The sequence below is a fragment of the Ancylobacter mangrovi genome, assembly GCF_024752335.1.
Classification (GTDB): Bacteria; Pseudomonadota; Alphaproteobacteria; order Rhizobiales; family Xanthobacteraceae; genus Ancylobacter; species Ancylobacter mangrovi.
On sequence record NZ_JANTHY010000008.1, the window covers coordinates 16,521 to 41,702 of the forward strand.

Sequence of the window (25,182 nt, forward strand, 5' to 3'; positions counted from 1 at the left end):
AGGAACGCATGAGTGCGAAGATCGACGACGTTTTCATGGCCCTCGCGGCGGACCATGCGGCGCGCAAGGACCAGCGCGTCGCCGACCTGTTCGCGAAGGACCCGGACCGCTTCACCGCGTTCTCGGCCCGGCTCGACGATCTGCTGCTCGACTTCTCCAAATGCTCGCTGACCTCCGACACGCTGGCGCTGCTGCTCGACCTGGCGCGTGCCGCCGGGGTGGAAGAGCGGCGCGAGGCCATGTTCGCGGGCGTCCACATCAACGTCACCGAGGACCGCGCGGTGCTGCACACGGCGCTGCGCGATCCCGGCACCTCGCCGCTGAATGTCGACGGGCAGGACGTGCGCGCCGACGTCGCCCAGGTGCTGGCCGAGATGGCGCGCTTTGCCGAGGGCATCCGCTCGGGCACACTCAAGGGCTGGACCGGCAAGCCGATCGCCGACGTGGTGAATATCGGCATCGGCGGCTCGGACCTCGGCCCGGCCATGGCGACGCTGGCGCTGGCGCCCTATCACGACGGCCCGCGCGCGCATTACGTCTCCAATGTCGACGGCGCCCATCTCTACGACACAATCCGGGATCTCGACCCCGCCTCGACACTGTTCATCGTCGCCTCCAAGACCTTCACCACGCAGGAGACCATGTCCAACGCCGCCTCGGCGCGGGCTTGGCTGGTCGAGGCGCTGGGCGAGCAGGCGGTGGGCAACCACTTCGCCGCGGTGTCGACCGCGCTCGACAAGGTGGCGGCGTTCGGCATCGCGCCGGACCGGGTGTTCGGCTTCTGGGACTGGGTCGGCGGGCGCTATTCGGTGTGGTCGGCGATCGGCCTGCCGGTGATGCTGGCGGTCGGGCCGGCCAATTTCCGCCGCTTCCTCGATGGCGGCCACGCGGTGGACGTGCATTTCCGCCATGCGCCGCTGGAGCAGAACCTGCCGGTGCTGCTCGGCCTGGTCGGCATCTGGCACCGCGACGTGTGCGGCTACGCCACCCGCGCGGTCATCCCCTACGACCAGCATCTCTCGCGCCTGCCGGCCTATTTCCAGCAGCTCGACATGGAGAGCAACGGCAAGCGGGTGACGCTGGAGGGCAAGCCGGTCGCCTACGACACCGGGCCGGTGATGTGGGGCGAGCCGGGCACCAACGGCCAGCACGCCTTCTTCCAGCTCATCCACCAGGGTACCAGCCCGATCCCGGTGGAGTTCCTCATCGCCGCCCACGGCCATGCGGAGGAGAAGGACCCGCTGCTGAAGCGCCAGCACGCCATGCTGATCGCCAACTGCCTCGCCCAGTCCGAGGCGCTGATGCGCGGGCGCACCGAGGAGGAGGCGAAGGCGCAGCTTCTCGCCGCCGGCCGCGACGAGGAGGCGGCGGACCGCATCGCCCCGCACCGCGTGTTTCCCGGCAGCCGCCCGTCGGTGACGATCGCCTATGACAAGCTGGACCCCTATGCGCTCGGGCGCATCATCGCGCTTTACGAGCACCGCGTGTTCGTCGAGGGAACCATCTGGGGCATCAACAGCTTCGACCAGTGGGGCGTCGAGCTCGGCAAGGAACTCGCCAACACGCTGCTGCCGGCGGTGGAAAGCGGGAAGCCCTCCGACGGCCTGTCGGCCTCGTCCGCCGGCCTTCTTCAGCACCTGACGGCCGGCTAGCCGGCGCCCGCGCGGGCGGGCAGGCGGTGGGCCGGACAAGGGCGCGCCGCGTGCGCGCCGCGACAATCACGTCCCGAACGGCGCCGGCCGGGCGGGGCCAGACCGAATGAAATCCGGGGAGAGCCATGATCCGCGTCGTCGCCACCACGCCCTTTGACGGCCAGAAGCCCGGCACGTCGGGGCTGCGCAAGAAGGTCTCCGTCTTCCAGCAGCCGCACTATGTCGAGAACTTCGTGCAGTCGATCTTCGATAGCCTTGAGGGCTTCGAGGGCGAGACGCTGGTGATCGGCGGCGACGGGCGCTTCTACAATCGCGAGGCGATCCAGATCGTCGTCAGGATGGCGGCGGCTGCCGGCTTCGGCCGGGTGATGGTGGGGCAGGGCGGCATCCTCTCCACCCCCGCCGCGTCCTGCGTCATCCGCAAGCATGAGGCGTTCGGCGGCATTATCCTCTCGGCGAGCCACAATCCCGGCGGCGAGCACGGCGATTTCGGCATCAAGTACAATGTCGGCAATGGCGGCCCGGCGCCCGAGCACGTCACCGACGCGATTTTCGAGCGCAGCAAGGCGATCCGCGAGTACCGCATCTTCGACGCGCCGGACGTCGACCTCGACACGCTCGGCATCACCCGCGTCGGCGACATGGTGGTCGACATCGTCGACCCCGTGGAGGACTATGCCGAGCTGATGGGGACGCTGTTCGACTTCGACGCGATCCGCGACCTGTTCGCCTCCGGCTTCGCCATGCGGTTCGACGCGATGAGCGCGGTCACCGGGCCCTATGCGACGGCGATCCTCGAGGAGACGCTGGGCGCCGAGGCCGGAACGGTGGTGCACGGCGTGCCGCTGCCCGATTTCGGCGGGCATCATCCCGACCCGAACCTCGTCCACGCCAAGAGCCTCTATGACCTGCTGATGTCGGACCATGCGCCCGATCTCGGCGCGGCCTCGGACGGCGACGGCGACCGCAACATGATCATCGGCCGCGGACGCTTCGTCACGCCCTCGGATTCGCTCGCCATCATCGCCGCCAACGCGCATCTGACGCCGGGCTACAAGGCGGGCATCGCCGGCATCGCCCGCTCCATGCCGACCAGCGGCTCGGCCGACCGGGTGGCGGAAAAGCTCGGCGTGACCTGCTACGAGACCCCGACCGGCTGGAAGTTCTTCGGCAATCTGCTCGATGCCGGCCTCGCCACGGTGTGCGGGGAGGAGAGCTTCGGCACCGGCTCCAACCACGTGCGCGAAAAGGACGGCCTGTGGGCGGTGCTGATGTGGCTCAACATCCTCGCCATCCGCCGGCAGGGCGTCGACGAGATCGTGGGCGAGCACTGGGCGGCGTATGGGCGCAACTACTACACGCGCCACGACTATGAGGAGGTGGATTCCGCCGCCGCCGACGGGCTGATGGCGGAGCTGCGCAACCGGCTCGACACGCTGCCGGGAACCGTGATCCAGGGGCTGACGGTCGAGCGCGCGGACGATTTCGCCTATCACGACCCGGTCGACGGCTCGGTCACGACCCGCCAGGGCGTGCGGGTGTTCTTCACCGACCAGTCGCGGATCGTCTATCGCCTGTCGGGCACGGGGACCGCGGGTGCGACGCTGCGCGTCTATATCGAGCGCTTCGAGCCCGATCCGGCGCGGCACGACCTCGAGACGCAGTCGGCACTGGCCGATCTGATCTCAGTCGCGCGGGTGCTGCCGGACATCGAAGGGCGCATCGGCCGCAAGGAGCCGAGCGTCATCACCTGACAGGGATGGAGGAAAGGAGGCCGGCCTCAGCCGGTCTCCCCGTAGCGCAGCGCGCTGGTCCAGAGCATTTCCAGCCGCCGCAGCACGTTGAACGCGATGTTGAGTTCGCGCGCCTCGGCCTCGTCGGTGCTCTGGCGATGGCTGTTCTCGTGCATGGTGCGAATGGAATCGCACAGCTCCATCGCCTTGCTCGTCAGCTTCAGGCGCGCGGAGCGCCGATCTCGCTGCGAGGCGGCGCGGTGGACGTAGCCGGCGTCGACAAGCTGCTTGAGATTGTAGGAGGCATTGGAGCCGAGATAGTGCCCGCGCTCCAGCAGGTCGCGCACCGAGAGCTCGTCATTGCCGATGGTGAACAGCAGCATGACTTGCGCGGGGCTGATGTCGTCCACGCCCAGCCGCGTCAGTTCCACCCGGAGAAGGTCGAGGAAACGGCGATGCGAACGTTCGATCAGGCGGGCGATCTCGAGATGCGTGATCGCCATCGCCTCCACTGTTCCATCGCTGGGTAGCGCCCCCTGATTGGTGAACAAAACGCGTTCCGCGTCGGGCGCACCGACAGAATTGCTACGTTCATTGGCTGGCTTTCCGGCCATGCGCCCACTCCCGACCACAGCTACTCAGGCTTCCGCCTACGCAAGTGCCCGCCTACGAAGGAATCGCGGCGGCCCGACGTCGGCACAATATGACACAAACAATGCCGAAACGCCCTCGTCTCGCAAAGCGGTAACCCTCAGCCGCTCAAAGAAAAATGGATTGGCTTGCTGAAAGGTGACGCTTCGTATCGCGCGTCAGCGCTTTTCTCGGTACTTATTTACCCTAAAATTTCGCTAAGGGCCCAAGGCGTTTCCGCGCGGACCGAGGCGCGAATGCATCACCCGCGCCTGTTGTGCAGGATGCGGCCGATGAAGTTCAGCAATACCTGCGCGGCGAGAATCGAGGTCACACCGCCCGGATCGTATTCGCGGGCCACCTCGACCAGATCGACCCCGATCACGGTGCCACGCTTCGTCAGCCCGTCGAGCAGCTCCAGCACCTCGTAATAGGCGAAGCCGCCATGGCTCGGCGTGCCGGTGCCCGGCGCGATGGAGGGGTCGAAGCCGTCTATGTCGATGGTGACGTAGTAGCGCCGGCCCTCCGGGATGCGCGCCAGCACCGCCTCGGTGCCGAGCCTGCGGATCTGGCGCACGCTCAGGATGTCGCTGCCCATGGCGCGCGCCGCCTCGTAGCCCTCGCGGGCGGTGGAGGAGACGTTGCGGATGCCGAGCTGGGTGAGGCCGGTCACATAGGGCTTCTCGGCCGCGCGGCGCAGCGGATTGCCGTGGCCGCGCCGCACGCCGTGGCGCTCGTCGACGAAGTCGAGATGGGCGTCGAACTGGACGAGGTGGAACGGCTCCTCGTCCGAGAACGCCTCGATGCAGGGGATGTTGATCGAGTGGTCGCCGCCCAGCACGACCGGGATCGCGCCGGCCTTGAGGATCTTGCGCACGCCATGCTCGATGTTGGCGTGGCTCGTCTCAGTGTCGGTGTGCACCATGTCGGCATCGCCGATGTCGACGATGCGCGTCGCGCCCGCCGCGAGATAGGTGACGTCGTCCTCGTGGTCATAGGCGCCGGAATGGCCGAAGGAGAACAGGGTCGAGGCCTCGCGGATGGCGCGCGGGCCCGAGCGCGCGCCCGAGCGCCACTGCGTGCCGAGGTCGAAAGGCGCGCCGAGAATGGCGACGTCGGCGTCGATCGCGTCCCAGTCGAGCTGCAGCGGGTACTTGCCGAAGGTGCAGATGCCGACGAAGGGCAGGTCGAGCCGGCCGCTCTCGTAACCGTGGGCCATCAGCGCTTTCCTTTCGCTTCCACGACGCCGGCGAGGACGCACAGCAGCTCGAACATGATGGTGGCGCCGGTCAGCGCGGTGAGCCCCGCAGGGTCGAAGGGCGGGGCGACCTCGACGAGGTCGGCGCCGATGATGTCGAGCCCGTCGAGCAGGCGCACCATCGCCTGCGCCTCGCGGGTGGAGAAGCCGCCGATCTCCGGCGTGCCGGTGCCGGGCGCCTGCGAGGGATCGATGCCGTCGATGTCGAAGGTGACATAGGTCCGCTCCGCGCCGACGATGTCGCGGATTTCGGCCATCACGTCGGCGACGCCGCGTTCGGCGAACTCCTCGATGAAGATGATGCGCACGCCCATCTCGCGGGCATAGTCGTAATTGCCGGCGTCCGAGATCGCCCCGCGCAGGCCCACCTGCACGAAGCGCTTCGGATCGACCAGCCCCTCCTCGATGGCACGGCGGAACGGGGTTCCGTGCGTGTAGCGGCTGCCGTTGAAGAAGGTGTCGTAGGTGTCGGAGTGGGCGTCGAACTGGATCAGGCCCACGGGGCCGTCCGCCGCCAGCCCGCGCAGGATCGGCAGGCTGATGAGATGGTCGCCGCCGGCGGTCAGCGGCAGGGCGCCGGCCGCGCGCACGCCGGCATAGTGCGCCGAGATCAGGTCCAGCGAGCGCATCAGGTCGAACGGGTCGGTGATGACGTCGCCGCAATCGGCCACCCGGGCGCGGTCATAGGGCGAGAGGCCGGTGACGTGGTGGACGCGGCGCATCAGGCTTGACTGGTTGCGCAACTCGCGCGGGCCGTGGCGCGTGCCGGCGCGGTTGGTGGTGCCCATGTCGAACGGCACGCCGATGATGGCGATGTCGACCTCGGCCGGCTCGGCGACCGGCAGGCGCATGAAGGTGGGCAGCCCGGCAAAGCGCGGGATGGTGCCGGAATCGAGCGGCTCGAACGGGCCTGTCATGGAAACCTCGAAAGGCTGGGAAGAAAGAGGGCCGGCAAGGAGGGGCGCCGTCGAGGCGCCCGTGCGGACGGGCGCCTCGGAACGTAGGCGGGGCCGGGGTGGGCTACTGGTCCAGCCGGAATTCCTTGCGGATCGCCTCGGCGATGAGGGGCACGTAGTCGTCCATCAGGAGCTGGCCCTTCTCGGCGGTCGAGCCGGTCGCGACCGCGAGCACGCCCGAATGCGGCAGCCCGAAATCCTCCGGCAGCGGGAACTTGTCGTAGGGCGGGAAGGTCGCCGGGCCATCATCCGGCACCTTGTCCATCTCCACCAGCTCCGGGCGCAGCAGCAGCATGAGTGAGGTCTCGAGCAGGCTGGCGTGCTCGAGGTCGATGCCGGGAAAGCCGTCCGGGAACAGCTTGTCGAGGGTCGGGCGCTGGGCGAAGTCCCAATATTCGAGCCGCATCGCCTGCATGTCGTGAATGCCGTCGCGCCACAGCTCGCGCAGGGCGAGGTCGAGCCCTTCGACCGAGGGCCAGCAATTCTCGTAATGGCCGTTGACCACCACGATCCGGCGCACGCCCTGGCGGCCGAGATTGCGGATGACGTCGCGCACCACCAGCGAGAAGGTGTGGGCGTCGAGGCTCAGCGTGCCGGGGAAGTGCTCGCCGCCGCCCGAGCGGGGCATCGACTTGCAGCCATAGGGAATGGTCGGCGCGACGAGGCCGCCGACCGCGCCCGCCACGCGCTCGCATACGCCCGTGGGCAGGGTGACGTCCACGCACAGCGGCAGGTGCGGGCCGTGCTGCTCGGTGGAGCCGAGGGGCAGGAACACCGGGGCGCCAGCGGCGACCTTCGATTTGAATTCCAGCCAGTTGAGTTCGTCGAGACGGACGCTGTCGACCATGGGCCTTCCCCCGGATTTTGCGCTCAGTGCATGGCGGCGCCGCCGTCGACGCTGATGCACTGGCCGGTGATGAATGTCGTGTGGCGGCTGGCGAGGAACAGCACCGCCTGGGCGACCTCGGGCGGGCGGCCGATGCGCCCGTAGGGGTTGCCGGTCTCCAGCCGCTTCAGCTCCTCGCCCATATTGGGGAAGTCGAGCAGCGGGGTGTCGATCGGGCCGGGGGCGATGGCGTTCACCTGGATGCGCGGGGCGAGTTCGCGCGCCCAGGAGCGGGTGAGGCTGAGGATCGCGCCCTTGGTGCCGGCATAGCCGGAAAAGCCGGCGCGCCCGAGATAGGCGAGCTCGGAGGCGATGTTGATGATGCGCCCGCTCTCGCCGAAATGGCGCAGTGCCTCGCGCGCCATCAGGATCGGGCCGCGGATGTTGACCGCCGCCATGCGGTCGTAGGTGGCGATGTCGAAGTTGGCCAGCGGCGTGTCCACGCAGATGCCGGCGCAGTTGATGACGATGTCGAGCCCGCCGAGCTGGTCGACCGCGACCTCCATGCTGCCCGCGACGGACGCCTCGTCCGCGACGTTGGTGATGATGGTGGGCCAGGTGGTGGCCTGCTCGGGCGGATGCAGGTCGAATCCGATCACCTGCGCGCCCGCGGCCGCAAGGGCGTCCGCGCTGGCGAGGCCGATGCCGCTCGCCCCGCCGGTGACGATGACCCGCAAACCCTCGTAAGCCGCTACCATGGGAATTCTCCGCGATCGACCCCGAGGCTCTGGCCGGTGATGTTCGCGGCGAGGTCGGAGGCCAGGAAAAGATAGGTCCCGGCAACATCGTCCGGATCCATGAAGCCGGGAAGGATCTGTGCGGCCACGATTTCGTCAAGCAGCGCGTCCGGCGCCACCTTCATCCGGTCCGCCATGGCGTGGAGCGAGCGCAGCGACGCCTCGGTGCGCACCCAGCCCGGGCAGACCGCGTTCACGGTGATGCCGCGCGGGCCGAGCTCCTTGGCCCAGCTCTTGGTGAGGCCGATCACCGCGTGCTTGGAGGCGACATAGGCGCCGAAAAGCGCCTCGGCGCCGCGCGACCAGACCGAGGCGGTGTTGACGATCCGCCCGCCATGGCCGAGCCGCGGCAGCAGCGCGCGGGTGACGAGGAAGGTGCCGACGACATTGATCTCGACCACCCGGCGGAAGGTGGCCTCGTTGTCGGCGCTCGCGTCGTCGAGCGGGGTGACGAGCTCGAGCCCGGCATTGTTCACCAGCACGTCGAGATGGGGCAGGGCATCGGCCACCGTGGCGACGGCTTCGGCGCTGGTGATGTCGGCGCGGTGGGCGCGGGCGCCGAGACGCTCGGCCGCTTCGAAGATCCCGTCGTCATCGGCCAGCATGTGCAGATCGACCCCGGCGGCGGCGAAGGCGCGGGCGATGCCGAAGCCGATGCCGCGGCTGGAGCCGGTGACGAGCACGGTCCGCCCGCAAAGGCCGTCGAGCATCACGAGACGCGCCCCGCCGGGGCAGGGCGACACGGCGCGGGGCGACACGAGGCGGGCGCGGGCATGATCGGGCGCGAATCCAAGACGGTTCCCTTGGTCGAAAGCACGCCCATGGTGTCGCAGTTTCACTTCCGAAAAAATAGGAATTCGTGAAAACTCATATCGACGAACATCGATGCGAACCGGGAAAGCGGGTATGCGCCGTCTCGACAATATCGACCTGCGCCTGTTGCGCGTCTTCCTCGTGCTCGCCGAGGAGGGCAGCTTCCGCGACGCGCAGATCGCCCTCAACCTCTCGCAGTCGACCCTGTCGACCCACCTCGCGGCGCTGGAGCGCCGGCTGGGCGGGCAGTTGTGCGAGCGCGGTCGCTCGGGCTTCCGACTGACGCCCTATGGCCAGTCGGTGCTCGCCGCGGCGCGCCAGCTGTTCGACGACGTCGACGCATTCCAGGGGCGGATCGGGCGCGACCACGGCCCCCTCGTCGGCCGGCTCCGCGTGGGCATCGTCGACGGGGTGGTCACCAATCCCCGGCTCGGGCTGCAGACCGCGCTGTCGCGCTACATGGCCTATGCCTCGGAGGTGTTCGTCGACCTCGAGCTCGGCACGCCGCTGGCGCTCGAGCGGGCGCTGATGGACGGGGCACGCGACGTCGTCATCGGCCCGCTGTCGCAGAAGCTGCCCGGCATCACCTATGTGCCGCTGCATCGCGAGGCGCAGGCGCTCTATTGCGGGCGCGGGCACGCCCTGTTCGAGCTGGCCGAGCGCGAGATTACCCATGAGAAGATCGAGCAGGCGCTGTTTTCGGTGCGCGGCTATCGCCATCTCGACGACCTCTACCGGGTGAACCACCCGCGCGCGAGCGCCGCCATCGTGCAGATGGAGGCGCAGGTGATGATGATCCTGTCGGGTCACTTCATCGGCTACCTGCCGCGCCATATCGGCGACGACTGGGCGCAGCGCGGGCAGATGCGGGTGCTGGGGCCGGAGAGCTACGGTTTCGAATCCGCCCATTTTGCCGCGACCCGGCGGCTGAAGGGCGAGCAGCCGCTGGTCGACGCCTTCATGCGCGAATTGAGGGCGCAGGCGCAGCCCCCGGGGCCGGGCAGCGTTCAGGTGAGCCGGTAGATCCAGTCCGGCAGCAGGTAGCGCCGGCCGAGGAAGACGAAGCCCAGCGGCACGCCGCCATTCTCCATGATGGCGGAGCCGAGCGCGACGGCCTGCGCCTTGCGGGTTTTCTCGGCCCGCAGCACGACGACGTTGCCGTCGACCAGAGCGGCGATGCGCGAGCCGAGCCCGGCCGGGTCCTGCGCCGTGGAGCAGAACACCATCGCCTCGAACTCGCGGCCGAGTTCGTCCATCAGCCGGCGGGCCTCGTTCGCCGGCAGGCGCACGTCGAGCAGCGCGCTGCCCTCGCGGCCGGCCAACGACCACAGCAGCGGCGTGGGCGTGGGCATCACCATCAGGCCGCCCTTCTCGCGCGCGGCGGGATCGGCGACGGGCGCCTCCTCGGCGCTGAGATCGACGAGCAGGGTGCGCAGCCCGCGCTGGACGGTGATCTCGGTGGCGATGCCGGCGGCAAGCGGGGAGAGCGCCTCGTCCGGCCCGGGCGCCACGAACTGGATTGCGCGGACCGCGTGCTCGTCGACCTGGGTGTCGAGCAGCAGGCTGGCCAGCACCGCGATGTCGCGCTGGGTCGCCTCGGGATCGTCGGCGCGCGACTGGTTTCCCACCTCACCCAGCAGGGGCAGCGCCAGGGCACGTTCGGCCTCGGCCGGCATGATGAAGGAAGAGCGCAGCGCCGAGGCGACGGCGCCGGCGGCCGCGCCGAACAGCAGGCCGCCGAGCAGGCCGGCGGCAAGGAAGGGCAGGCGCATGCTGCGATTGGTGACGGCGGCGCCGGCGTCCTGGATCAGCCGGACATTCGACTCGCGCTCGGCGGCCGCCGCTTCCTCGATCTGGGCGGCCGTGGCGCGGCGCAGATATTCGCGATAGCCGTCGTTGAGCGTGTCGCGGCGGCGGTTGAGCTCGACGAGGTCGGTCTCCGCCGTGCGCAGCGTCGCGAGGCGCTTTTCCGCGTCCGCCTGCTGCTGCGCCAGCTCCTTTTCCTGCTGGGTCAGCGCGTCCTGCTCGATGCGGAGCGACAGGACCATGTTGTTCACATAGCCGATCGCGGGGTTGCGGACGTCGCGGCTGGTCTCGTAGCTGCGGTCCTTGCGGGTGGCGATCTGCTCGCGGATGGTGTCGATCTGGCGGTTGATCTCGCGCATCATCGAGCCGTTCGGCGCGTATTGCGTGGCGAGCTTGTCGCGCTCGATCAGCAGGCGGGAGAGGGCGTTGTTGTCGTCGTCATTGCCCAGTGCGTCGCTCTTCTGGTTGAAGTCGAGCACGGTGGAGGGCAGGGCCTTGAGCTGGCGCTCGGCCTCGGCGATCTGGCCGGCCACCGCCACCTTGCGCTCGGCCACCTGACGGCGCCGCTGCACCACGGCGTCGACCTGGTTGGCGGCGAGCACGGCGTCCTGGTCGAAATCGATGATGCCGACCCGCGCCTTCAGGGCCTCGATCGACTTGTCGGTGTCGGCGAGCTGGCGCTTGAAGCGGTCCACCTCGTTCATCAGGATCCGCGCGGTGGGGTTCTGCATGATGGCGCGCCGGCGCGCCATGTAGACCTCGACCAGCTTGTTCGCCGCCTCGATGGCGAGATCGCGGTCCGGGCTGGTGTAGGAGACCTGCACCACGTTGGAATCGTCGAGCACCTCGACCCGCAGGTTGCGGCGGAAGCGCTCGATCGAGCGGTCCATCACGCTGCCATTGCTCGACAGCATGTCGCGCAGCCCGGAGAACAGGCCCGGCTTGAACAGCCTGTCCGGCCCGATGCCCTCGATCACCGAGCGGATCACGTCAGCGCTCTCGATGATCTGGACCTCGGACTCGACCTGCTTCAGGCCCTCGATCGACAGCACCGAGGGGCCGTTGCCGGTGACGTTCTGGTCGTTGGAGACCTCGCGGCTGACGATCACCATCACCAGGCTGGAGGCGGTGTACTCGGTCTTCGACAGCGTCGCGGCGGCGACGCCGAGGCCGATCGGCACCAGCGCGGCCAGCAGGACGATGCGGACATGGAAGAAGGCGGCGATGAGGAAATCGCGCAGGGTGAACGTCGAATGGCGTCCTTCGGCCCCGGGACGGGAGCGGAACTCTTCCGTCTGGCCGGCAAGGGTGGACGTCATCGACATATTCGGTTCCCGGTGCCTCGATACAGCGTTGGCAGTACGTTCCTCACTAGCGAGAGTACGTGGCACAAATCTGAAGAGGCGTAGCTAACGGGACGTAAACATGCCGTCCAAAACGGCAATATTTCTAGATTACCTGCGGCATGCGCCGCGCCACCATCAGCGTGGTGCCGAGCGCGCCCTGCGCGATCACCAGCGCGCTGAGCACGGCGGCGCCCATCATGCCGAAGGCGGGCACCAGAAGCACGCCGGCCACCGCGCAGGTGGCGAGCTGGCCGAGATTGAGCCAGCGCAGCACGCCGCCATGGCCGGTCATCGCCAGCATGACGTCCTGGCAGGGCAGGAGGCAGTTCACGAGCTGGCCGGCGCACATGACCACCAGCGCGGCCGCCGCGATCTCGTAGCCCGGGCCGACGAGGTGGAGGATTGTGCCGGCGAACAGCATCATCAGCGCGATCGGCGGCAGGCCGGTCAACGCCACAAGCAGCCGCGCGCGGCGGTTCTGCGCGCGCAGTGCCGGCCAGTCCTGCCGGCGATGCAGGGCGGCGAAGCGCGGGGCGGCGATGGAACCGATGGCGATGATCACCACCCAGATGAGCTGCGACAGCCGGTTCGCCACGCTGAAGGCGCCGACCTCGGTGGGGCTGGCGCAGGCGGCGAGCAGCAGGACGGGGATGGCGGTGATCGACACCTGCACGATCTCCACCATGCCGAGCGGCAGCGCCGTGCGCCACAGGCCGGGCAGGTTCTCGGCCTGGGCCTGCGGCACGGTGGGAGAGGCGGCGAGGGGCGTGCGCAGGATGAGCGCGAGGCCGATCAGCGCCGAGGCGAGATTGGCCAGCGCCAGTGCGCAGAGGATGCCGGCCAGCGAATGCACGCCCACCAGCATGGCCAGCAGGATGAAGACCGGCCAGGAGGCGTTCTGCACGAACTGGCCCGCCACGCCCCGGTCGAGGCCGAACAGGACATGGGCGGCGAAGAAGCACAGCGCCTGCGGCAGGATCGCGGCCGCGGCGATGAGCAGCGGGTGGTAGAGGCCGGGCTCGCCGAAGATCATCGTCGAGGCGGGGCCGGCCACGGCGAGCGTGACGAGCGTCGCGGCGAGGCCGCCGGCGACGACGAAGACGCCGCCGGTCAGCATGGCCGCCCGCGCCGCTCGCGCATGGCCGAAGGCGAGTTCGCCGGCTATATGCCGCACCGCCGCCTTTTCGAAGCCGGCGCGGCCCGCCGTCGCGGCGAGGCCGACCCATGTGAGGCACAGGAAGAACAGGCCCGCCTCATGGGCACCGAGCAGGCGCGCGGCGAGCATGTAGAGGCAGAGCTTGCCGATCAGCTCGGTCCCGCGCACCATCAGGGCGCCCGCATATGCGCCATAGGTCGCGACGTGGCGGCGCAGTTCGGAAGGGTGCGGAAGCTTCATGCTCGGGATCGACGGTTCGACGGGAGGCTGCGTGAAGGCGCAGGCGGCGGCGACGCGCGCACTCCACGGGGCCCGCGCGGCATGAACCATGGCAGAAGCCGTGTCGCAAGGCCGTTCTTGGCGCTTGCGAAGACCTTGCCGCTGCTGGTCGCGCTGCTGGCGGGCGGGGCGGTGCCAGCATTGCTCGCCGGCGCGTTCCCGGCGCATGCGCAGGAGGGAATCACCGACCTGCCGGGCGCGGTGGACATCGATCCGCGCATCGATCCCTTTCCCTATGACGCGCACCGATCCCTGCGCGACTATCTCAAGGCCGTGCTGCCGAGCCGCTGGTGGGCGAACGAGCCGCAGACCTCGCTCGGCGTGCTGACCGCGCTGGTCCATGTGCCGGATGGCTGGAAGGGCAATCCGACCTCGGCGCTGATGAATCTGTGCCCGCCCTACGAGAACGCGATCTGGCGGCATGTGGGGCGAATCGACCTGGTTCCATTCTACCGCGACGCCCGGCGCGCGACGGCGAGCTGCCAGCGCTGAGAGGGGCGCGGAAGCGCCCGTAAATTACAAGTAAGTTCAATAATTTAACTATTAAACCTTCATTAACTGCGTTTGTTTAGGTTTTGGCTCGCAGCGATGAGCCGTCCAGCCATGTCTCCCATTCGCGATTCCGCCGGCAGTCCCGGCGGCGAGGGGAGGCGTTGCGTTCCGGGTGGCTGGGGGCGGCCGATCGGGAGTCGACATGATGCCTTTTCGCCCACGCGGCGCGATTTTCGCCGCTGACGGGTCCATGCCGGTGCTTGGTCGGGAAGCGCAGCGCCGCGCCGCCGTCCGATGGCCGGCAATGGCGGGCGTCGCGCTGTGTGCGCTGGCGCTGGGCGGCTGCCAGACCACCGGATCGGGAACCGCGGGCGCGGAGACGACCGGCTCGATCAGCCAGCCGCAGGGCCCGGGCGACACCTTCACCACCGGGCAGGAGCTGCGCTTCACCGAGGTCAATCCGCAGGGCTTCCGCCCGTGGAGCAGCCAGCTTCCGCCTTACCGGATCGGCACGGGCGACAAGCTGAAGGTCAAGTATTTCCTCACTCGCGACATGGACGAGGAGCTCATCGTCGCGCCGGACGGCACCATCGCCCCGCGTGCCATCGGCCAGCTCAAGGTCGAGGGGATGACCCTCGCCGGCGCCCAGCAGGCGGTGCGCCGCGCCTCCCGCGTCGAACTCGCCGACCAGAAGGTGGTGATCTCGCTGGAGGATGCCGTCTCCGCCAAGGTCTATATCGGCGGCATGGTGAAGAGCCCCGGCCCCTACAAGCTCTCCGAGATGCGGGCGGGCACGCTGCAGGGCATCCTGACCGCGGGCGGCTTCACCGACGAGGCGCGCACCGGGCAGGTGGCCATCATCCGCCGCGGTCCCGACAACATGCCGATGCTGCGGCTGGTCAACGTGAAGGACATCATCCAGACCGGCTTCACGCTGGACGACGTTCAGCTCGTCGCAGGCGACATCGTCTATGTGCCGCGCAGTTCCATCGCCGAGCTGAACGTCTGGATCGACCAGTTCATCAACAAAGTTGTGCCGTTCCAGCGCAGCTTCAACTATACGCTCGGCAGCCAGAGTACCGTGGTCCCCTGAGCGGGAAGTCTGAAGGAAGCGCCGGTGACGAACCTGCTCGCCGACCCAGCCGATGGTGCCGCCGGCCGGCCGGCGGACGCGGTCGACGAGGCGGTCTATCTCGGCGTGCCGATCGCCCGGCTCGACACCGCCGGGGCGGCGGCGCGCATCGCCGCGCGCGCGCCGGGGCTCCCCTTCGCCTATGTGGTCACGCCTAACGCCGCGCATTTCACGCGGCTGATCCGCCTTCGCGACACGCGCTTTCGCGAGGCGGTTTCCCATGCCTGGCTGCGGCTGCTCGACGGCCACGCGCCGCATGTGCTGGCCAAGCGCCTGTTCGGCCTCAACCTGCCGCTCGCGCCGGGTAGCGACGTCACCGCGCTGCTGCTGCAGCGCCATCTGCGCCGGGACGATTCGGTCACCGTCATCGGCGGCGGGCCGGGGCTGCGCGAGGCGATGATCGAGCGTTTCGGCCTCATTGACGTCGCCCAGCACGAGCCGCCCATGGGCTTCATCGACCAGCCGGCGGCGGTCGAGGCGTGCGTGGACTTCGTGCTGGAGCATCCCGCCCGCTACGTCTTCCTCGTCACTGGCGCGCCGCAGTCGGAATATCTCGCGCTGCGGATCGCAGAGCGCGGCGGGGCGGTGGGGTGCGGGCTGTGCGTGGGCAGCGCGCTCAACTTCGCCACCGGGCGGGTGCCGCGCGCGCCGCGCTTCCTGCGCCGCGCCGGGCTCGAATGGGCGTACCGGCTGATGCGCAATCCGCTCGGCCACGCCCGCAGGGTGTTCGTCGATTCGCTGCCGATCCTCGCCATCGCGCTGCAGGCGCGGCTCGATCCCGCCGCCTTCGGCATGGCGGACGACGGGCTGCCGGAGCGGGGAAAGGCGGGCTCGTGAGCATGGTCCGCGGGCAGGCGCGCCGGGCCGTCGTCACGCTCCCGCGGGGCTTCACCCCGACCCCGGTCGAACTGTCGAACGAGCGGTTCCCGGGCCGGCTGACGGGCCTGATCCTCGTCGTCACGCTGCCGCTGTTCGCGCAGACCTTCTATTATCTCAACGAGCTGCCGGTCCCCTACCTGCTGTCGAAGGCGTGGCCGATCCTCGTCCTGCCGTTCAGCGTCTACGCGCTGGTCTATCTGCGCCTGCCTGGCAAGACGGCCTATCTCGTCTTCTTCGCCTATACGCTCGGCGTGACGCCCTTCGTGTCGATGATCCATCTCGGCAACGGCTTCTTCGACGGCGTGTTCACCACCGTGAAGATCTGGCCGCTGACCTATTATTTCGGGCTCTCCGGGATGCTTGCCTGGATGGCCCCGACCTACCGGCGTACGCGCGCGGTACTGATCGGCCTCGGCGTCGCGACCTTCGTGATCATGCTGTTCCTGTGGCTGGTCGTGCCCAGCAGCTCCTATGTGGACAATCCCGAGCTCGGGAAGCTGTTCATGGTGGAGGAGGAGCGCGGCTACCGGATCTACATGCCGATGTTCTTCGGTGCGCTGCTGCTGTTCTTCCTGACCCGCAGCTTCATGCGCCGTCCGCACTGGCTGCCGGCGGTGGGCGTGGCGATCGGCTTCGTGCTGCTGCTGACCATCTTCAAGCAGCGCACCGCCATCGGCGCCATGTTCCTCGTCTGCGCCTATGGGGTGATCGTCTCGCTGGCGCCGCGGCGGCGGCTAATGGCGGTCGGGGCGCTGCTCGCCATCGTGCCGCTGGCCATCGCCTATTTCGCGGTCGAGAACGCGCAGAACTTCCAGCAGTCGCTCGGCGGCTCGCTGACCGTGCGCCAGACCTCGCTGGCGCTGGCGGCGAATTTCCTCGGCGACGATCCCTGGCGCTGGCTGTTCGGCGTCGGGGCGACGACGCGCTTCGGCAGCGTCACGCTGGCCGACATCTTCGGCAACAGCCAGTTCTACGTGGCCGATATCGGCTGGTTCGGCGAGATCTTCGAATATGGCCTTGTCGGCGCAGCGCTGATCGCCGGCCTCTATGGCTGGGGGCTCTACCTGATCCTGAAGGCGACGCGCGGCGTCGAGGACCCCATCGTCCTCGCGCTCGCCGACTACATCGTCTTCATGCTGCTGACATCGACCGTCTATTCGCTCGTCTTCACGCCGGGCGAACTCGCCGTGACGATGGCGCTCGCGCTCTATCTCGCGCGGGAGCGGCTCCGCCCGCCGCCCGGGCAGGTGGCCGCCCACCGCATCCGCTTCACGGTGCCGTGGCGAGCGCCTCCGGTGCCCGGTCCGGATGTTCCTGCTGAGCCCGGTCGACCCGCTTCGTGACCAGCAGCGGGCCGATCGCCAGCCAGTCGAGGCCGGAATTCATCAGCACGTGCAGCGCGTCGGCCGGCCGGTGCACCAGCGGCAGGCCATGCAGGTTGAGCGAGGTGTTGAGCAGCCCGCCGACGCCGGTGCGTGCGTGGAAGCGGTTGATCAGGTCCCAGTAGTTCGGGTTGGCGGCCGCGGTCACGATCTGCGGCCGGCAACTGCGGTCATAGGGGTGGATGCCTGCGCGCAGGGTCTTTGACCCCGCCTCCGTCGTGTCGAACGACAGGATCATGTAGGGCGCGGCGACCTGCTTGGGATTGACCAGGTAGGTGTCGGCGTGCTCGGCGGCGATGGAGGAGGCGAAGGGCATCCAGAAATCGCGGCTCTTCACCATCTCGTTGATGATGCGGATGACCTCGCTGTCGCGCGGGTCCGCGAGGATGGCCCGGTTGCCGAGCGAACGGGCGCCGAACTCCTCGCGGCCGGCGAACCGGCCGACCACCTCGCCCTTCGCCAGCAGCTCGGCCACCGCCTCGTTGATCGAGTCGGGGCGGGAGACGACGATGGCGCCGCTGTCGCGCAGCGGGGCGAGGTCCTTTGCGATCTCATCCTCGCTCCACTCCGGGCCGAGATAGAAGGCGTCGATAGGCGGGACCGCCGCGCCGCCGGAGCGTTCCGCCCGGGCGAGGAAGGCGGCACCGATGGCGTTGGTCTCGTCGCCGCAGGAGGGGAAGACGAAGAGCTGCTCGACCTCGTCGAGCTCCATGATCCGCTTGTTCGCCTTCACGTTCATGAACACGCCGCCGGAGAGCGCGACGCGGCGGATGCCGGTGGAGCGGATCGCGCGGCTCAGCAGCTCGCACAGCATCTCTTCGGTGAAGAGCTGGACGCCGCCCATGATGGCGTCGAAGCGCTGCTCGTAGAACATCTTCTCCAGCGTCGGGCGGATATGCAGCGTGTGCGGCAGGCCCGGCGCGCGGCGCCAGACCGGCGTGCCGTCCTCCGCCCAGCGGAACAGGCCGTGAAGTTGGTCCGCGAGCTTGCGCGAGGCGCTGGCGGAGGCATAGGGCGCCATGCCCATGAGCTTGTATTCGTGCTCAAGCGGCACCATCCCCTGCATGTAGGTCACGACCGCGTAGAGCGTGCCGAAGGAATGGCTCCAGTCGACGGAATGCAGGCGCTCGAGGCGGTTGTCGCGCCCGACGCTGACCGTCGAGCAGAGCCCGTCGCCGCCGCCGTCGACGGTGATCACCAGCACCGGCTGCTCGCGCTCGGGCTGGCCGTAATAGGCGGTGGCGGCGTGGCAGCTATGATGGTCGAAGCGCCGGATGGCCTCGGGACGGAAGCCGAGCTTCACATACTCGTCGCGCCGGCGCTGCTGGCGCTCGCGCTCGACCCATTGCCGCAGCGGGGTCTCCCCGGCGAGGGTGCGCAGGCGCGCCGGCAGGGTGCCGCTCCGGCGGAAGAAGTCGAGCCAGCCCATGCGGTCGAGCGGGATGGAGGGCAGGCCGGCGAAGGCGACCACCTCGATATCCGCCGGCTTCAGGCCGCGACTGTCGAGCAGCCAGCCGATCGCCTCGGTCGGAACGCCATGGAAGTTCTTCACCCGGCGCGGCCGTTCCTCCTGCAGGGCGGAAAGCGAACCGTCCGGCAGCAGCAGGGCGGCGGCAGCGTTGTGGGAGTCGGAAACGCCAAGGATCGTCATGCGGGCGGCAAACTCTGTGGTGGGCAGGCAGGTGGGAAACTACGCGGGATTGTTGAAAAATCACTGTATTTTTGAATTTTATTGTCGTCCGCCTTCATTATGGCGATGTGACGCCGGCCATTCCTTCCCTAGGGGACCGGGGCGGAGCAGTCGGCGAGGTCGAGCGTGACGCAGATGGCCGCCGCCAGCGAACGGTAATCGGGATTGTCGGGGCCGGGCGGTTCGAGTTCGAGCGCATAGAGCATGGCGCCCGCCAGCGGATCGTCGGCGACCGCGGCGAGAATGCTCCAGGTATAGGCCAGCGTGAAGCGCGGCCCGCCATTGGTGCCCGGCTCGACCTGGACGCCCAGCGCGAGCGGGCCCTTCCACAGCGCGCGATAGGCGCGGAAGGCATCCTCCGGCCGGTAGCTCGGGCCGGCGTCGTAGCTCATGATCGAGACAAGATCGAGCGTGCCGGCGGCGGGCGAACGCAGCAGCGCCAGCATGGAGCCGCGCCATTGGCTGCGCGGCGGGGCATCGGCGAACGCGCCCTCGCCGTAGGCGCCGACGCTCCAGCCGGCGATGCTGATGACGAGGGGACGCGGCAGGGCGGCGCGGAGCTGCTCGACAAGGCGGATCGAGAAGAGGTCGTCGGCGCAGTGGACGCGTCCCGAGAGGGCGACGCAGGACGGCTGCTTCGGCTCGTAGTCGATGTCGACGCCGTCGGCGCCGAGATCGGCCACCAGCCGTGCGAGCGCGTCGGTGTCGAGCCGGTCCCACCCGCCATAGGTGGCGCCGCCGACCGCGAGCAACACCTTCGTTCCGGGATTGCGCCGCTTCAGCGCCGCGATGGCGTCACGCAGCACGGCGCCCGAATAGGAGTATTGCAGCCCGGTCGCCGACAGGTCGAGCCCGCCCGGATAGACGAGGTCCGGCTTCACGAAGGCGAGCGCGGCATGGGTGATGTAGGCCGGCAGGCCGGCGAGGCTGGTCTGCGCGCCGGAGGAGGCGGGCGGCGCCTCCCAGCTCGCCTGATAGGCGAGGAACGGGCGTCGCGGCTCGGCCCCGGCGGACGACGCGAGGGCCGGGAGGGCGCAGAGCAGCGCCAGCGTCAGAAGGCCGAGTTGTCGGAGAGGCCCCGGGTGACGGTCAGCAGCAGGATGCGGATGTCGAACCATATCGACCAGTGCTCGATATAAAACAGGTCGAGCTCGACGCCGCGCTCGGCCTTCTCCACCGTGTAGATGCCCCCGCGCATGCCGTTGATCTGGGCCCATCCGGTGACGCCGGGCTTCATGCGGTAGCGGGCGACGTAGTCGCTCACCGCTTCATAGCGCAAATCCTCGGTGATGCGCATGTTCGGCACGTGAGGGCGCGGGCCGACTACCGACATGTCGCCCTTCAGCACGTTGAGAAGCTGCGGGATCTCGTCGATGGAGAGGCTGCGCAGCACGGCGCCGACGCGGGTGATGCGCGGGTCCTGCTTCACGGCGCCGACCGAGCCGTCGTCGCCCGGGTCGTAGCGCATGGTGCGCAGCTTGTAGACCATGAAGGGGCGGTTGTTCAGGCCGACGCGTGCCTGCCGGAACAGTACCGGACCGGGCGAGTCGAGCTTCACCGCCAGCGCCGAGAGGATCAGCACCGGCGACAGGAGGACGAGGCCGGCGGTCGCCACCACATAGTCCTCGATCGCCTTCAATATGCCGAGCGATCCCTTGAGCGGGCGCTGCTGGATCTGGAGCGCGCCGCGATCGGCGATGTTGGTCAGGCGGGCGTAGGACGGGCCGAAGATGCCGGGTTCGAGCTCGACCACGACGTCGGTGGCGACGCGGCGCAGCTCGGTCGCCAGCCTTTCGATCGCGGCCGGGTCGGTCCACGGCTTGGTGATGACGACGACGTCGACGGGAGAGCGCTTGGCGTATTCCAGCAGTTCGCGCAGCCCGCCCAGCATGGGGGGAAGGGATGGCACGGTCCGCTCGTGCGGTTCGCCTTGCTCGTCCTCGAACACGGCGACGAAGTCGAGCAGGTTGCCGTCCTCCTGCGCGAGCGAATAGCGGCGCACCAGCTCATAGGCCCGGTCGAGGTCGCCGATGACCACGGCGTCGCGCCGCAGCAGGTTGCGGTGCATGACCCACGCCATGCCCACCCGCACCAGCACGAAGCGGCCGAACATCAGCGCGACCAGCGTGAAGCCGGCCCAGGAGGCGAGGAGGCTGATGTCGTCCTCGCGCGTCGGCACGAGGGCGTAGCACACGATCGTCACCGCCAGCACGGCGGGTACGCCGCCGATGACCAGATGGCGGACGGCGCGGGTCCAGCGCACATAGTGCTCGACCCGGTAGGCATGGCCAAGGCTCAGCGTGCCCACGAAGCTCGCCCCGCCGAGGACGGCCAAGACGAGGATCTGGCTCCAGCTGAAGCGCGGGCACAGGAGGTAGAACACGACCGCCGCGACGGCGATCATGACGACGTCGCAAAGGATGACGAGCCGATTGATCAGCCCGTGGGTCCAGCGTGTCATCGGGTCCGTTCCGGCAGAGAAGCCAAAGGCAGGCTTCCCGCATGTTCTGCCGGTTCACAATCGCGCAATGGGAAACGGATGCAATTCATGACGGGAGAACGATGCCGGAAGAATAACGCGGGGTCGGGACAGCTTCGACTGACTAGCAGCCAATCATTACCAATCGGTCTATTGTTCGCGACAACATCGGATCGCCGGCTAATCGATGCCTCCGCTTCTAGAGATAGCTGCGCGCGTCGCGGTACCATTCGACGAAGGCCCGCACCCCGTCGATCAGCGGCGTCGCCGGCTTGGAGCCGGTGAGCGCCTCCAGAAGCGCCGGGCTCGCATAGGTGCGCGGCACGTCACCCTTCTGCATCGGCAGCATCCGGCGGCGCGCGGGATGGCCGAGGATCTGCTCGATCGTCTCCACGAAGTCGAGCAGCCCGACCGGGTTGCCGCCGCCGATATTGACGACGCGGAACGGCCCCTGATGGGACAGCGTGTCCTCGGCCCTGGACGGGTCGACGCGGTTCGCCTCGTCCGGCGGGACGGCGGCGAGGGCGACGACGGCGTCGATCAGGTCGTCGATATAGGTGAAGTCGCGGCTCATCTTGCCTTCGCCGTAGATCTCGATCTCGCGGTCGTCCAGCATCGCCTCGACGAACTTGAACAGCGCCATGTCCGGCCGGCCCCAGGGCCCGTAGACCGTGAAGAAGCGGAAGGCGGTGGTCGGGATCTTGTGCAGGTGGGCGTAGGAATGGCCCATCGCCTCCATGCCCTTCTTGCTGGCGGCATAGAAGGTGAGCGGCTCGTCGGCGCGGTCGCTCTCATGGAAGGGCACGGTGGGGCTGGCGCCGTAGATCGAGGAGGTGGAGGCAAGCATCAGGTGCCCGACCCCGATCTGCCGCGCCGCCTCCAGCACGTTCCAGGAGCCGACGAGGTTGGAGTCGAGATAGGCCTTGGGGTTTTCGAGGCTGTAGCGCACCCCCGCCTGCGCGGCGAGGTGGAACATCACGTCCGGCCGGGCGGCGCCGGCGACGCGCGCCACCATCTCGCCGTCCTCAAGCCGCCCGATATGGGCCTCGAAGCCCGGGAACCGGGCGAGGGCGGCGTGGCGGGCTTCCTTGAGGCGGATGTTGTAGTAGGGCGTCATGCCGTCGAAGCCGACCACATGGTGCCCGCCTTCCAGAAGCCGGCGGGCCAGATGGTAGCCGATGAAGCCGGCGGTGCCGGTGATGAAATATCGCATGGCGCTCGCTTCGTGCTCCGGTTCGTCAGGTTCCATCCGCATACATGCCGGACGTCTTGTCGGTGAGCTAGATGCCGCGTCGCACCCGGTCGCTGAGATTTCGCCGGTCGCGAATGATGGCGTCGAGCCGCTCCTGCTGCTCGGGCGTGCGCGGCAGCAGAGAGAGCTGGTCGATCTGGTTGAGCGCCACGAGGCGCAGCAGGTCGTCGCGCACCTCGCCGACCTCGTCGCGGGGCATGGCGTCCACGACCTGGATGTGCTCGGGCGGCAGGATGTCGGGCAGCGCTGTCGCCAGATGGGCGCGCAGCGCCGGCTCGTCCACCGCGCCGCCGGCCTCGACGAAGGCGTAGAGGCCGAAGCTGTGCCCGGCGGTGGGGAAATCGGCGATGTGGACCGCCTTGACGCCCGGCGCCTCGGCCAGCGCCAGCGCGATGCGCGGGCCCTGCTCCATGGCGCGGGGGCCGCGTCCCTCGGTGTCGTGATAGTTCAGCAGCCGCCGGGTGACGAAGTTGTAGGCGCGCTTGCCGGTGCTCATCCAGATGCGGTTGAGCAGGCTCTTGCGGGCGAGGATCCGGCGCTCGCTCGCGGTCAGCGCATAGGGGCAGTAGCTGCGCTTCTGCTTGAGGAGGTGGCGGATGTCCTCATAGGCGGCGATGCGGAACAGCTTGCTGCGCTTTCGGAAGCACATGGCGAGCTGGAAATCCATCAGCACCGCGCGCCCGTCGGCGGCGTAGAGCCAGTTCTGCGGCTTGGCGAGGTCGTTATGGGCGATGTGACGGCGGTGAACCTCGCGCAGGCCCTGCCGGGCGGAGGCGAAGAAGGCGACGTCGCCATAGGGACGGGCGATCTGGAGCGGCACGCCGTCGACGAAGCCGCGGACCAGATGGCCTTCTTCCAGCGCATAGACCGGGACGGTGTGGCCGCTGCCCTCGGCCCGGCGCAGCGCGCGGGCCTCGCGGCGGGCGAAATGGCGGGCGAGCGGCTTCACCCACCAGGCGACGCCGGCATAGTTGCGGCGCACGGCCGGGTGCGTCGCGCCCTCGGCATCATGCCAGATGCCGCGCTCGATGGTGCTGAACACGTCCCGCTTCAGCACGCTTTCCAGTTCGAACCGCCCGCTCGCGGAAGCCACCTCGCTCACTCCGCAGCCTCGCCTATGGCGTCCGCATGGGCCTTCGCCCACGCGTCCATGTCGCCGAGCGCGCGGGCGGCCATCATCTGCTTCTTGGCCACCGTCTTGGCCGAGCCGCGCAGGCGGTTGCCCTCGGCATCGCGGGTGGGGGCGCTGGCGAGCGGCGGGAACAGGCCGAAATTCACGTTCATCGGCTGGAAGGAACGGGGACCCGCGTCCAGCGTCTCGATATGGCCGCCGGTGATGTGGTTGAGCAGCGCGCCATGCGCGGTCGTCGGCGGGGGCACGGCGGGGGCGCCCCCGTGCCATTCGGCAGTGGCGAACAGGCCGGCGGCGAGACCCACGGCGGCGCTCTCGACATAGCCCTCGCAGCCGGTGATCTGCCCGGCGAAGCGCAGGCGCGGCTGGGCGTTGAGGCGCAGCGTGGGATCGAGCAGGCGCGGCGAGTTGAGATAGGTGTTGCGGTGCAGGCCGCCGAGGCGCGCGAACTCGGCGTTCTCCAGCCCCGGGATCATGCGGAACAGCTTCACCTGGTCGGCATAGCGGGTCTTGGTCTGGAAACCGACCATGTTGTAGAGCGTGCCCAGCGCGTTGTCCTGGCGGAGCTGGACGACGGCGTAGGGCTTCACCGTCGGATTGCGCGGGTTGGTGAGGCCCATCGGCTTCATCGGCCCGTGGCGCAGCGTCTCCGGCCCGCGAGCAGCCATGATCTCGACCGGCAGGCAGCCGTCGAAATAGGGCGTGTTCGCCTCGAATTCGCGGAACGGCACGGTGTTGCTGGCGGCGAGCGCGGCGACGAAGGCCTCGTACTGCTCCTTGTCCATCGGGCAGTTGATGTAGTCCGCCCCGGTGCCGCCGGGCCCCGCCTTGTCGTAGCGCGACTGGAACCAGCACACCTCCATGTCGATGGAATCGAAATGGACGATCGGCGCGATGGCGTCGAAGAAGGCGAGCGCGCTCTCGTCCGTGAGAGTGCGGATGGCCTCGGCGAGGGGCGGGGAAGTGAGCGGCCCGGTGGCGATGATCACCCGCTCCCAGTCCTGCGGCGGCAGGCCGGCGACCTCACCGCGCTCGACGGTGATCTGCGGGCTCTGGGCGATGGCGGCGGTGACGGCGGCGGAGAAGCCCTCGCGGTCCACGGCCAATGCGCCGCCGGCCGGGATCTGGCAGCGGTCCGCGCAGGCCATGATGAGCGAGCCGAGCCGGCGCATCTCGGCATGCAGTACGCCGACCGCGTTGGAGGTGGAATCGTCCGAGCGGAAGGAATTGGAGCAGACGAGTTCGGCCAACCCTTCGCCCTGATGGGCCTCGGTGCCGCGCGTGGGGCGCATCTCGTGCAGGGTGACGGGCACGCCGCGCCGCGCGAGCTGCCACGCGGCCTCGGAGCCGGCGAGACCTCCGCCGATGACGTGGACGGGGCGTTTGTCGATGCTGCTCATTCCCACTCGGCGGATTCGTCTGCCTCAGCCGAGCGGCCCCTTAGCACGGAACGCAGGCAAAAAAGAAACGGCCCCGGAGGATATCCGAGGCC

21 protein-coding genes are annotated in these 25,182 nt (G+C 68.9%); 7 read left to right on the forward strand and 14 right to left on the reverse strand.

Annotated elements, in window-relative coordinates; translation table 11 throughout:
• The first annotated feature begins 8 nt into the window (after positions 1–8).
• Positions 9–1,652 carry a glucose-6-phosphate isomerase gene (gene pgi, locus NVS83_RS18745; protein WP_309486218.1) on the forward strand — a complete coding sequence of 548 codons (1,644 nt, stop codon included), beginning with the start codon at positions 9–11 and terminating at the stop codon, positions 1,650–1,652.
• 125 nt (positions 1,653–1,777) lie between these two features.
• Entirely contained in the window at positions 1,778–3,406 is a 1,629-nt protein-coding gene (locus tag NVS83_RS18750) for an alpha-D-glucose phosphate-specific phosphoglucomutase (protein ID WP_258740672.1), read from the forward strand.
• Between the two features lie 26 nt (positions 3,407–3,432).
• Here NVS83_RS18750 and NVS83_RS18755 read toward each other — a convergent pair whose 3' ends face one another.
• The 6 genes from NVS83_RS18755 to NVS83_RS18780 all read right to left on the reverse strand — a co-directional run bounded on the left by NVS83_RS18755 (position 3,433) and on the right by NVS83_RS18780 (position 8,562).
• Positions 3,433–3,888 carry a MarR family winged helix-turn-helix transcriptional regulator gene (locus NVS83_RS18755; protein ID WP_258740673.1) on the reverse strand — a complete coding sequence of 152 codons (456 nt, stop codon included), beginning with the start codon at positions 3,886–3,888 and terminating at the stop codon, positions 3,433–3,435.
• 389 nt (positions 3,889–4,277) lie between these two features.
• On the reverse strand, positions 4,278–5,234 hold the full coding sequence (gene speB, locus NVS83_RS18760; protein WP_258740674.1) for an agmatinase: 957 nt from the start codon (positions 5,232–5,234) through the stop codon (positions 4,278–4,280).
• Positions 5,234–6,190 (reverse strand): agmatinase, encoded by a 957-nt coding sequence (gene speB, locus NVS83_RS18765; RefSeq protein ID WP_258740675.1) that lies wholly within the window; start codon positions 6,188–6,190, stop codon positions 5,234–5,236. Before speB (NVS83_RS18765) ends, speB (NVS83_RS18760) begins: the two co-directional genes overlap by 1 nt.
• 103 nt (positions 6,191–6,293) lie before the next feature.
• On the reverse strand, positions 6,294–7,076 hold the full coding sequence (locus NVS83_RS18770; protein ID WP_258740676.1) for a creatininase: 783 nt from the start codon (positions 7,074–7,076) through the stop codon (positions 6,294–6,296).
• 23 nt (positions 7,077–7,099) lie between these two features.
• Positions 7,100–7,813, reverse strand: a complete 714-nt coding sequence (locus NVS83_RS18775; RefSeq protein ID WP_258740677.1) for an SDR family NAD(P)-dependent oxidoreductase — start codon at positions 7,811–7,813, stop codon at positions 7,100–7,102.
• Entirely contained in the window at positions 7,807–8,562 is a 756-nt protein-coding gene (locus NVS83_RS18780; protein ID WP_258740678.1) for an SDR family NAD(P)-dependent oxidoreductase, read from the reverse strand. Before NVS83_RS18780 ends, NVS83_RS18775 begins: the two co-directional genes overlap by 7 nt.
• Before the next feature lie 196 nt (positions 8,563–8,758).
• On the opposite strand from NVS83_RS18780, the gene NVS83_RS18785 reads away from it, so the two are divergent.
• Complete coding sequence (locus tag NVS83_RS18785) at positions 8,759–9,688, forward strand: LysR family transcriptional regulator (protein WP_258740679.1); 930 nt, start codon at positions 8,759–8,761, stop codon at positions 9,686–9,688.
• Here NVS83_RS18785 and NVS83_RS18790 read toward each other — a convergent pair.
• Entirely contained in the window at positions 9,673–11,796 is a 2,124-nt protein-coding gene (locus NVS83_RS18790; protein WP_258740680.1) for an exopolysaccharide transport family protein, read from the reverse strand. The two genes, NVS83_RS18785 and NVS83_RS18790, sit on opposite strands and share 16 nt — an antisense overlap.
• Before the next feature lie 124 nt (positions 11,797–11,920).
• Positions 11,921–13,213: a lipopolysaccharide biosynthesis protein gene (locus tag NVS83_RS18795; protein WP_258740681.1), complete on the reverse strand. Its 1,293-nt coding sequence runs from the start codon at positions 13,211–13,213 to the stop codon at positions 11,921–11,923.
• Positions 13,214–13,330: 117 nt separating this feature from the next.
• Between NVS83_RS18795 and NVS83_RS18800 the strand changes: the two genes are divergently transcribed.
• The 4 genes from NVS83_RS18800 to NVS83_RS18815 all read left to right on the forward strand — a co-directional run bounded on the left by NVS83_RS18800 (position 13,331) and on the right by NVS83_RS18815 (position 17,098).
• A complete protein-coding gene (locus NVS83_RS18800) occupies positions 13,331–13,744 on the forward strand; it encodes a hypothetical protein (protein ID WP_258740682.1) in 414 nt (137 codons plus the stop codon).
• A gap of 304 nt (positions 13,745–14,048) precedes the next feature.
• The gene (locus NVS83_RS18805; protein WP_258740684.1) at positions 14,049–14,837 is read left to right on the forward strand and encodes a polysaccharide biosynthesis/export family protein; all 789 of its coding nucleotides are present in this window, start codon (positions 14,049–14,051) and stop codon (positions 14,835–14,837) included.
• 24 nt (positions 14,838–14,861) lie between these two features.
• Positions 14,862–15,713, forward strand: a complete 852-nt coding sequence (locus tag NVS83_RS18810; RefSeq protein WP_258740685.1) for a WecB/TagA/CpsF family glycosyltransferase — start codon at positions 14,862–14,864, stop codon at positions 15,711–15,713.
• Between the two features lie 2 nt (positions 15,714–15,715).
• Positions 15,716–17,098: an O-antigen ligase family protein gene (locus tag NVS83_RS18815; protein WP_258740736.1), complete on the forward strand. Its 1,383-nt coding sequence runs from the start codon at positions 15,716–15,718 to the stop codon at positions 17,096–17,098.
• On the opposite strand, the gene NVS83_RS18820 is transcribed toward NVS83_RS18815, so the two are convergent.
• The 6 genes from NVS83_RS18820 to trmFO form a co-directional block, all read right to left on the reverse strand.
• Positions 17,025–18,788, reverse strand: a complete 1,764-nt coding sequence (locus NVS83_RS18820) for a carbamoyltransferase C-terminal domain-containing protein (protein WP_258740686.1) — start codon at positions 18,786–18,788, stop codon at positions 17,025–17,027. The genes NVS83_RS18815 and NVS83_RS18820 overlap by 74 nt on opposite strands.
• A gap of 128 nt (positions 18,789–18,916) precedes the next feature.
• Positions 18,917–19,945, reverse strand: coding sequence for a glycosyl hydrolase family 18 protein (locus NVS83_RS18825; RefSeq protein WP_258740688.1), 1,029 nt, complete (start codon positions 19,943–19,945; stop codon positions 18,917–18,919).
• Positions 19,879–21,288, reverse strand: a complete 1,410-nt coding sequence (locus tag NVS83_RS18830; RefSeq protein ID WP_258740689.1) for an exopolysaccharide biosynthesis polyprenyl glycosylphosphotransferase — start codon at positions 21,286–21,288, stop codon at positions 19,879–19,881. Before NVS83_RS18830 ends, NVS83_RS18825 begins: the two co-directional genes overlap by 67 nt.
• Positions 21,289–21,505: 217 nt before the next feature.
• The gene (locus tag NVS83_RS18835) at positions 21,506–22,519 is read right to left on the reverse strand and encodes an NAD-dependent epimerase/dehydratase family protein (protein WP_258740690.1); all 1,014 of its coding nucleotides are present in this window, start codon (positions 22,517–22,519) and stop codon (positions 21,506–21,508) included.
• A 67-nt stretch (positions 22,520–22,586) separates the two neighbouring features.
• Complete coding sequence (locus NVS83_RS18840; protein WP_258740691.1) at positions 22,587–23,651, reverse strand: serine/threonine protein kinase; 1,065 nt, start codon at positions 23,649–23,651, stop codon at positions 22,587–22,589.
• A gap of 5 nt (positions 23,652–23,656) precedes the next feature.
• Positions 23,657–25,090, reverse strand: a complete 1,434-nt coding sequence (gene trmFO / locus NVS83_RS18845) for a methylenetetrahydrofolate--tRNA-(uracil(54)-C(5))-methyltransferase (FADH(2)-oxidizing) TrmFO (RefSeq protein WP_258740692.1) — start codon at positions 25,088–25,090, stop codon at positions 23,657–23,659.
• Positions 25,091–25,182 lie beyond the last annotated feature (92 nt).

Coding starts and splice junctions, on each gene's coding strand:
- NVS83_RS18825 (WP_258740688.1), bottom strand. CDS start 19,945: ATGGTTCGACATCCGCATCCTGCTGCTGACCGTCACCCGGGGCCTCTC.
- NVS83_RS18755 (WP_258740673.1), bottom strand. CDS start 3,888: ATGGCGATCACGCATCTCGAGATCGCCCGCCTGATCGAACGTTCGCAT.
- NVS83_RS18775 (WP_258740677.1), bottom strand. CDS start 7,813: ATGGTAGCGGCTTACGAGGGTTTGCGGGTCATCGTCACCGGCGGGGCG.
- pgi (WP_309486218.1), top strand. CDS start 9: ATGAGTGCGAAGATCGACGACGTTTTCATGGCCCTCGCGGCGGACCAT.
- trmFO (WP_258740692.1), bottom strand. CDS start 25,090: ATGAGCAGCATCGACAAACGCCCCGTCCACGTCATCGGCGGAGGTCTC.
- NVS83_RS18835 (WP_258740690.1), bottom strand. CDS start 22,519: ATGCGATATTTCATCACCGGCACCGCCGGCTTCATCGGCTACCATCTG.
- NVS83_RS18815 (WP_258740736.1), top strand. CDS start 15,716: ATGGTCCGCGGGCAGGCGCGCCGGGCCGTCGTCACGCTCCCGCGGGGC.
- NVS83_RS18820 (WP_258740686.1), bottom strand. CDS start 18,788: ATGACGATCCTTGGCGTTTCCGACTCCCACAACGCTGCCGCCGCCCTG.
- NVS83_RS18830 (WP_258740689.1), bottom strand. CDS start 21,288: ATGACACGCTGGACCCACGGGCTGATCAATCGGCTCGTCATCCTTTGC.
- NVS83_RS18795 (WP_258740681.1), bottom strand. CDS start 13,213: ATGAAGCTTCCGCACCCTTCCGAACTGCGCCGCCACGTCGCGACCTAT.
- NVS83_RS18750 (WP_258740672.1), top strand. CDS start 1,778: ATGATCCGCGTCGTCGCCACCACGCCCTTTGACGGCCAGAAGCCCGGC.
- NVS83_RS18790 (WP_258740680.1), bottom strand. CDS start 11,796: ATGTCGATGACGTCCACCCTTGCCGGCCAGACGGAAGAGTTCCGCTCC.
- speB (WP_258740675.1), bottom strand. CDS start 6,190: ATGACAGGCCCGTTCGAGCCGCTCGATTCCGGCACCATCCCGCGCTTT.
- NVS83_RS18770 (WP_258740676.1), bottom strand. CDS start 7,076: ATGGTCGACAGCGTCCGTCTCGACGAACTCAACTGGCTGGAATTCAAA.
- NVS83_RS18805 (WP_258740684.1), top strand. CDS start 14,049: ATGGCGGGCGTCGCGCTGTGTGCGCTGGCGCTGGGCGGCTGCCAGACC.
- speB (WP_258740674.1), bottom strand. CDS start 5,234: ATGGCCCACGGTTACGAGAGCGGCCGGCTCGACCTGCCCTTCGTCGGC.
- NVS83_RS18785 (WP_258740679.1), top strand. CDS start 8,759: ATGCGCCGTCTCGACAATATCGACCTGCGCCTGTTGCGCGTCTTCCTC.
- NVS83_RS18780 (WP_258740678.1), bottom strand. CDS start 8,562: ATGCTCGACGGCCTTTGCGGGCGGACCGTGCTCGTCACCGGCTCCAGC.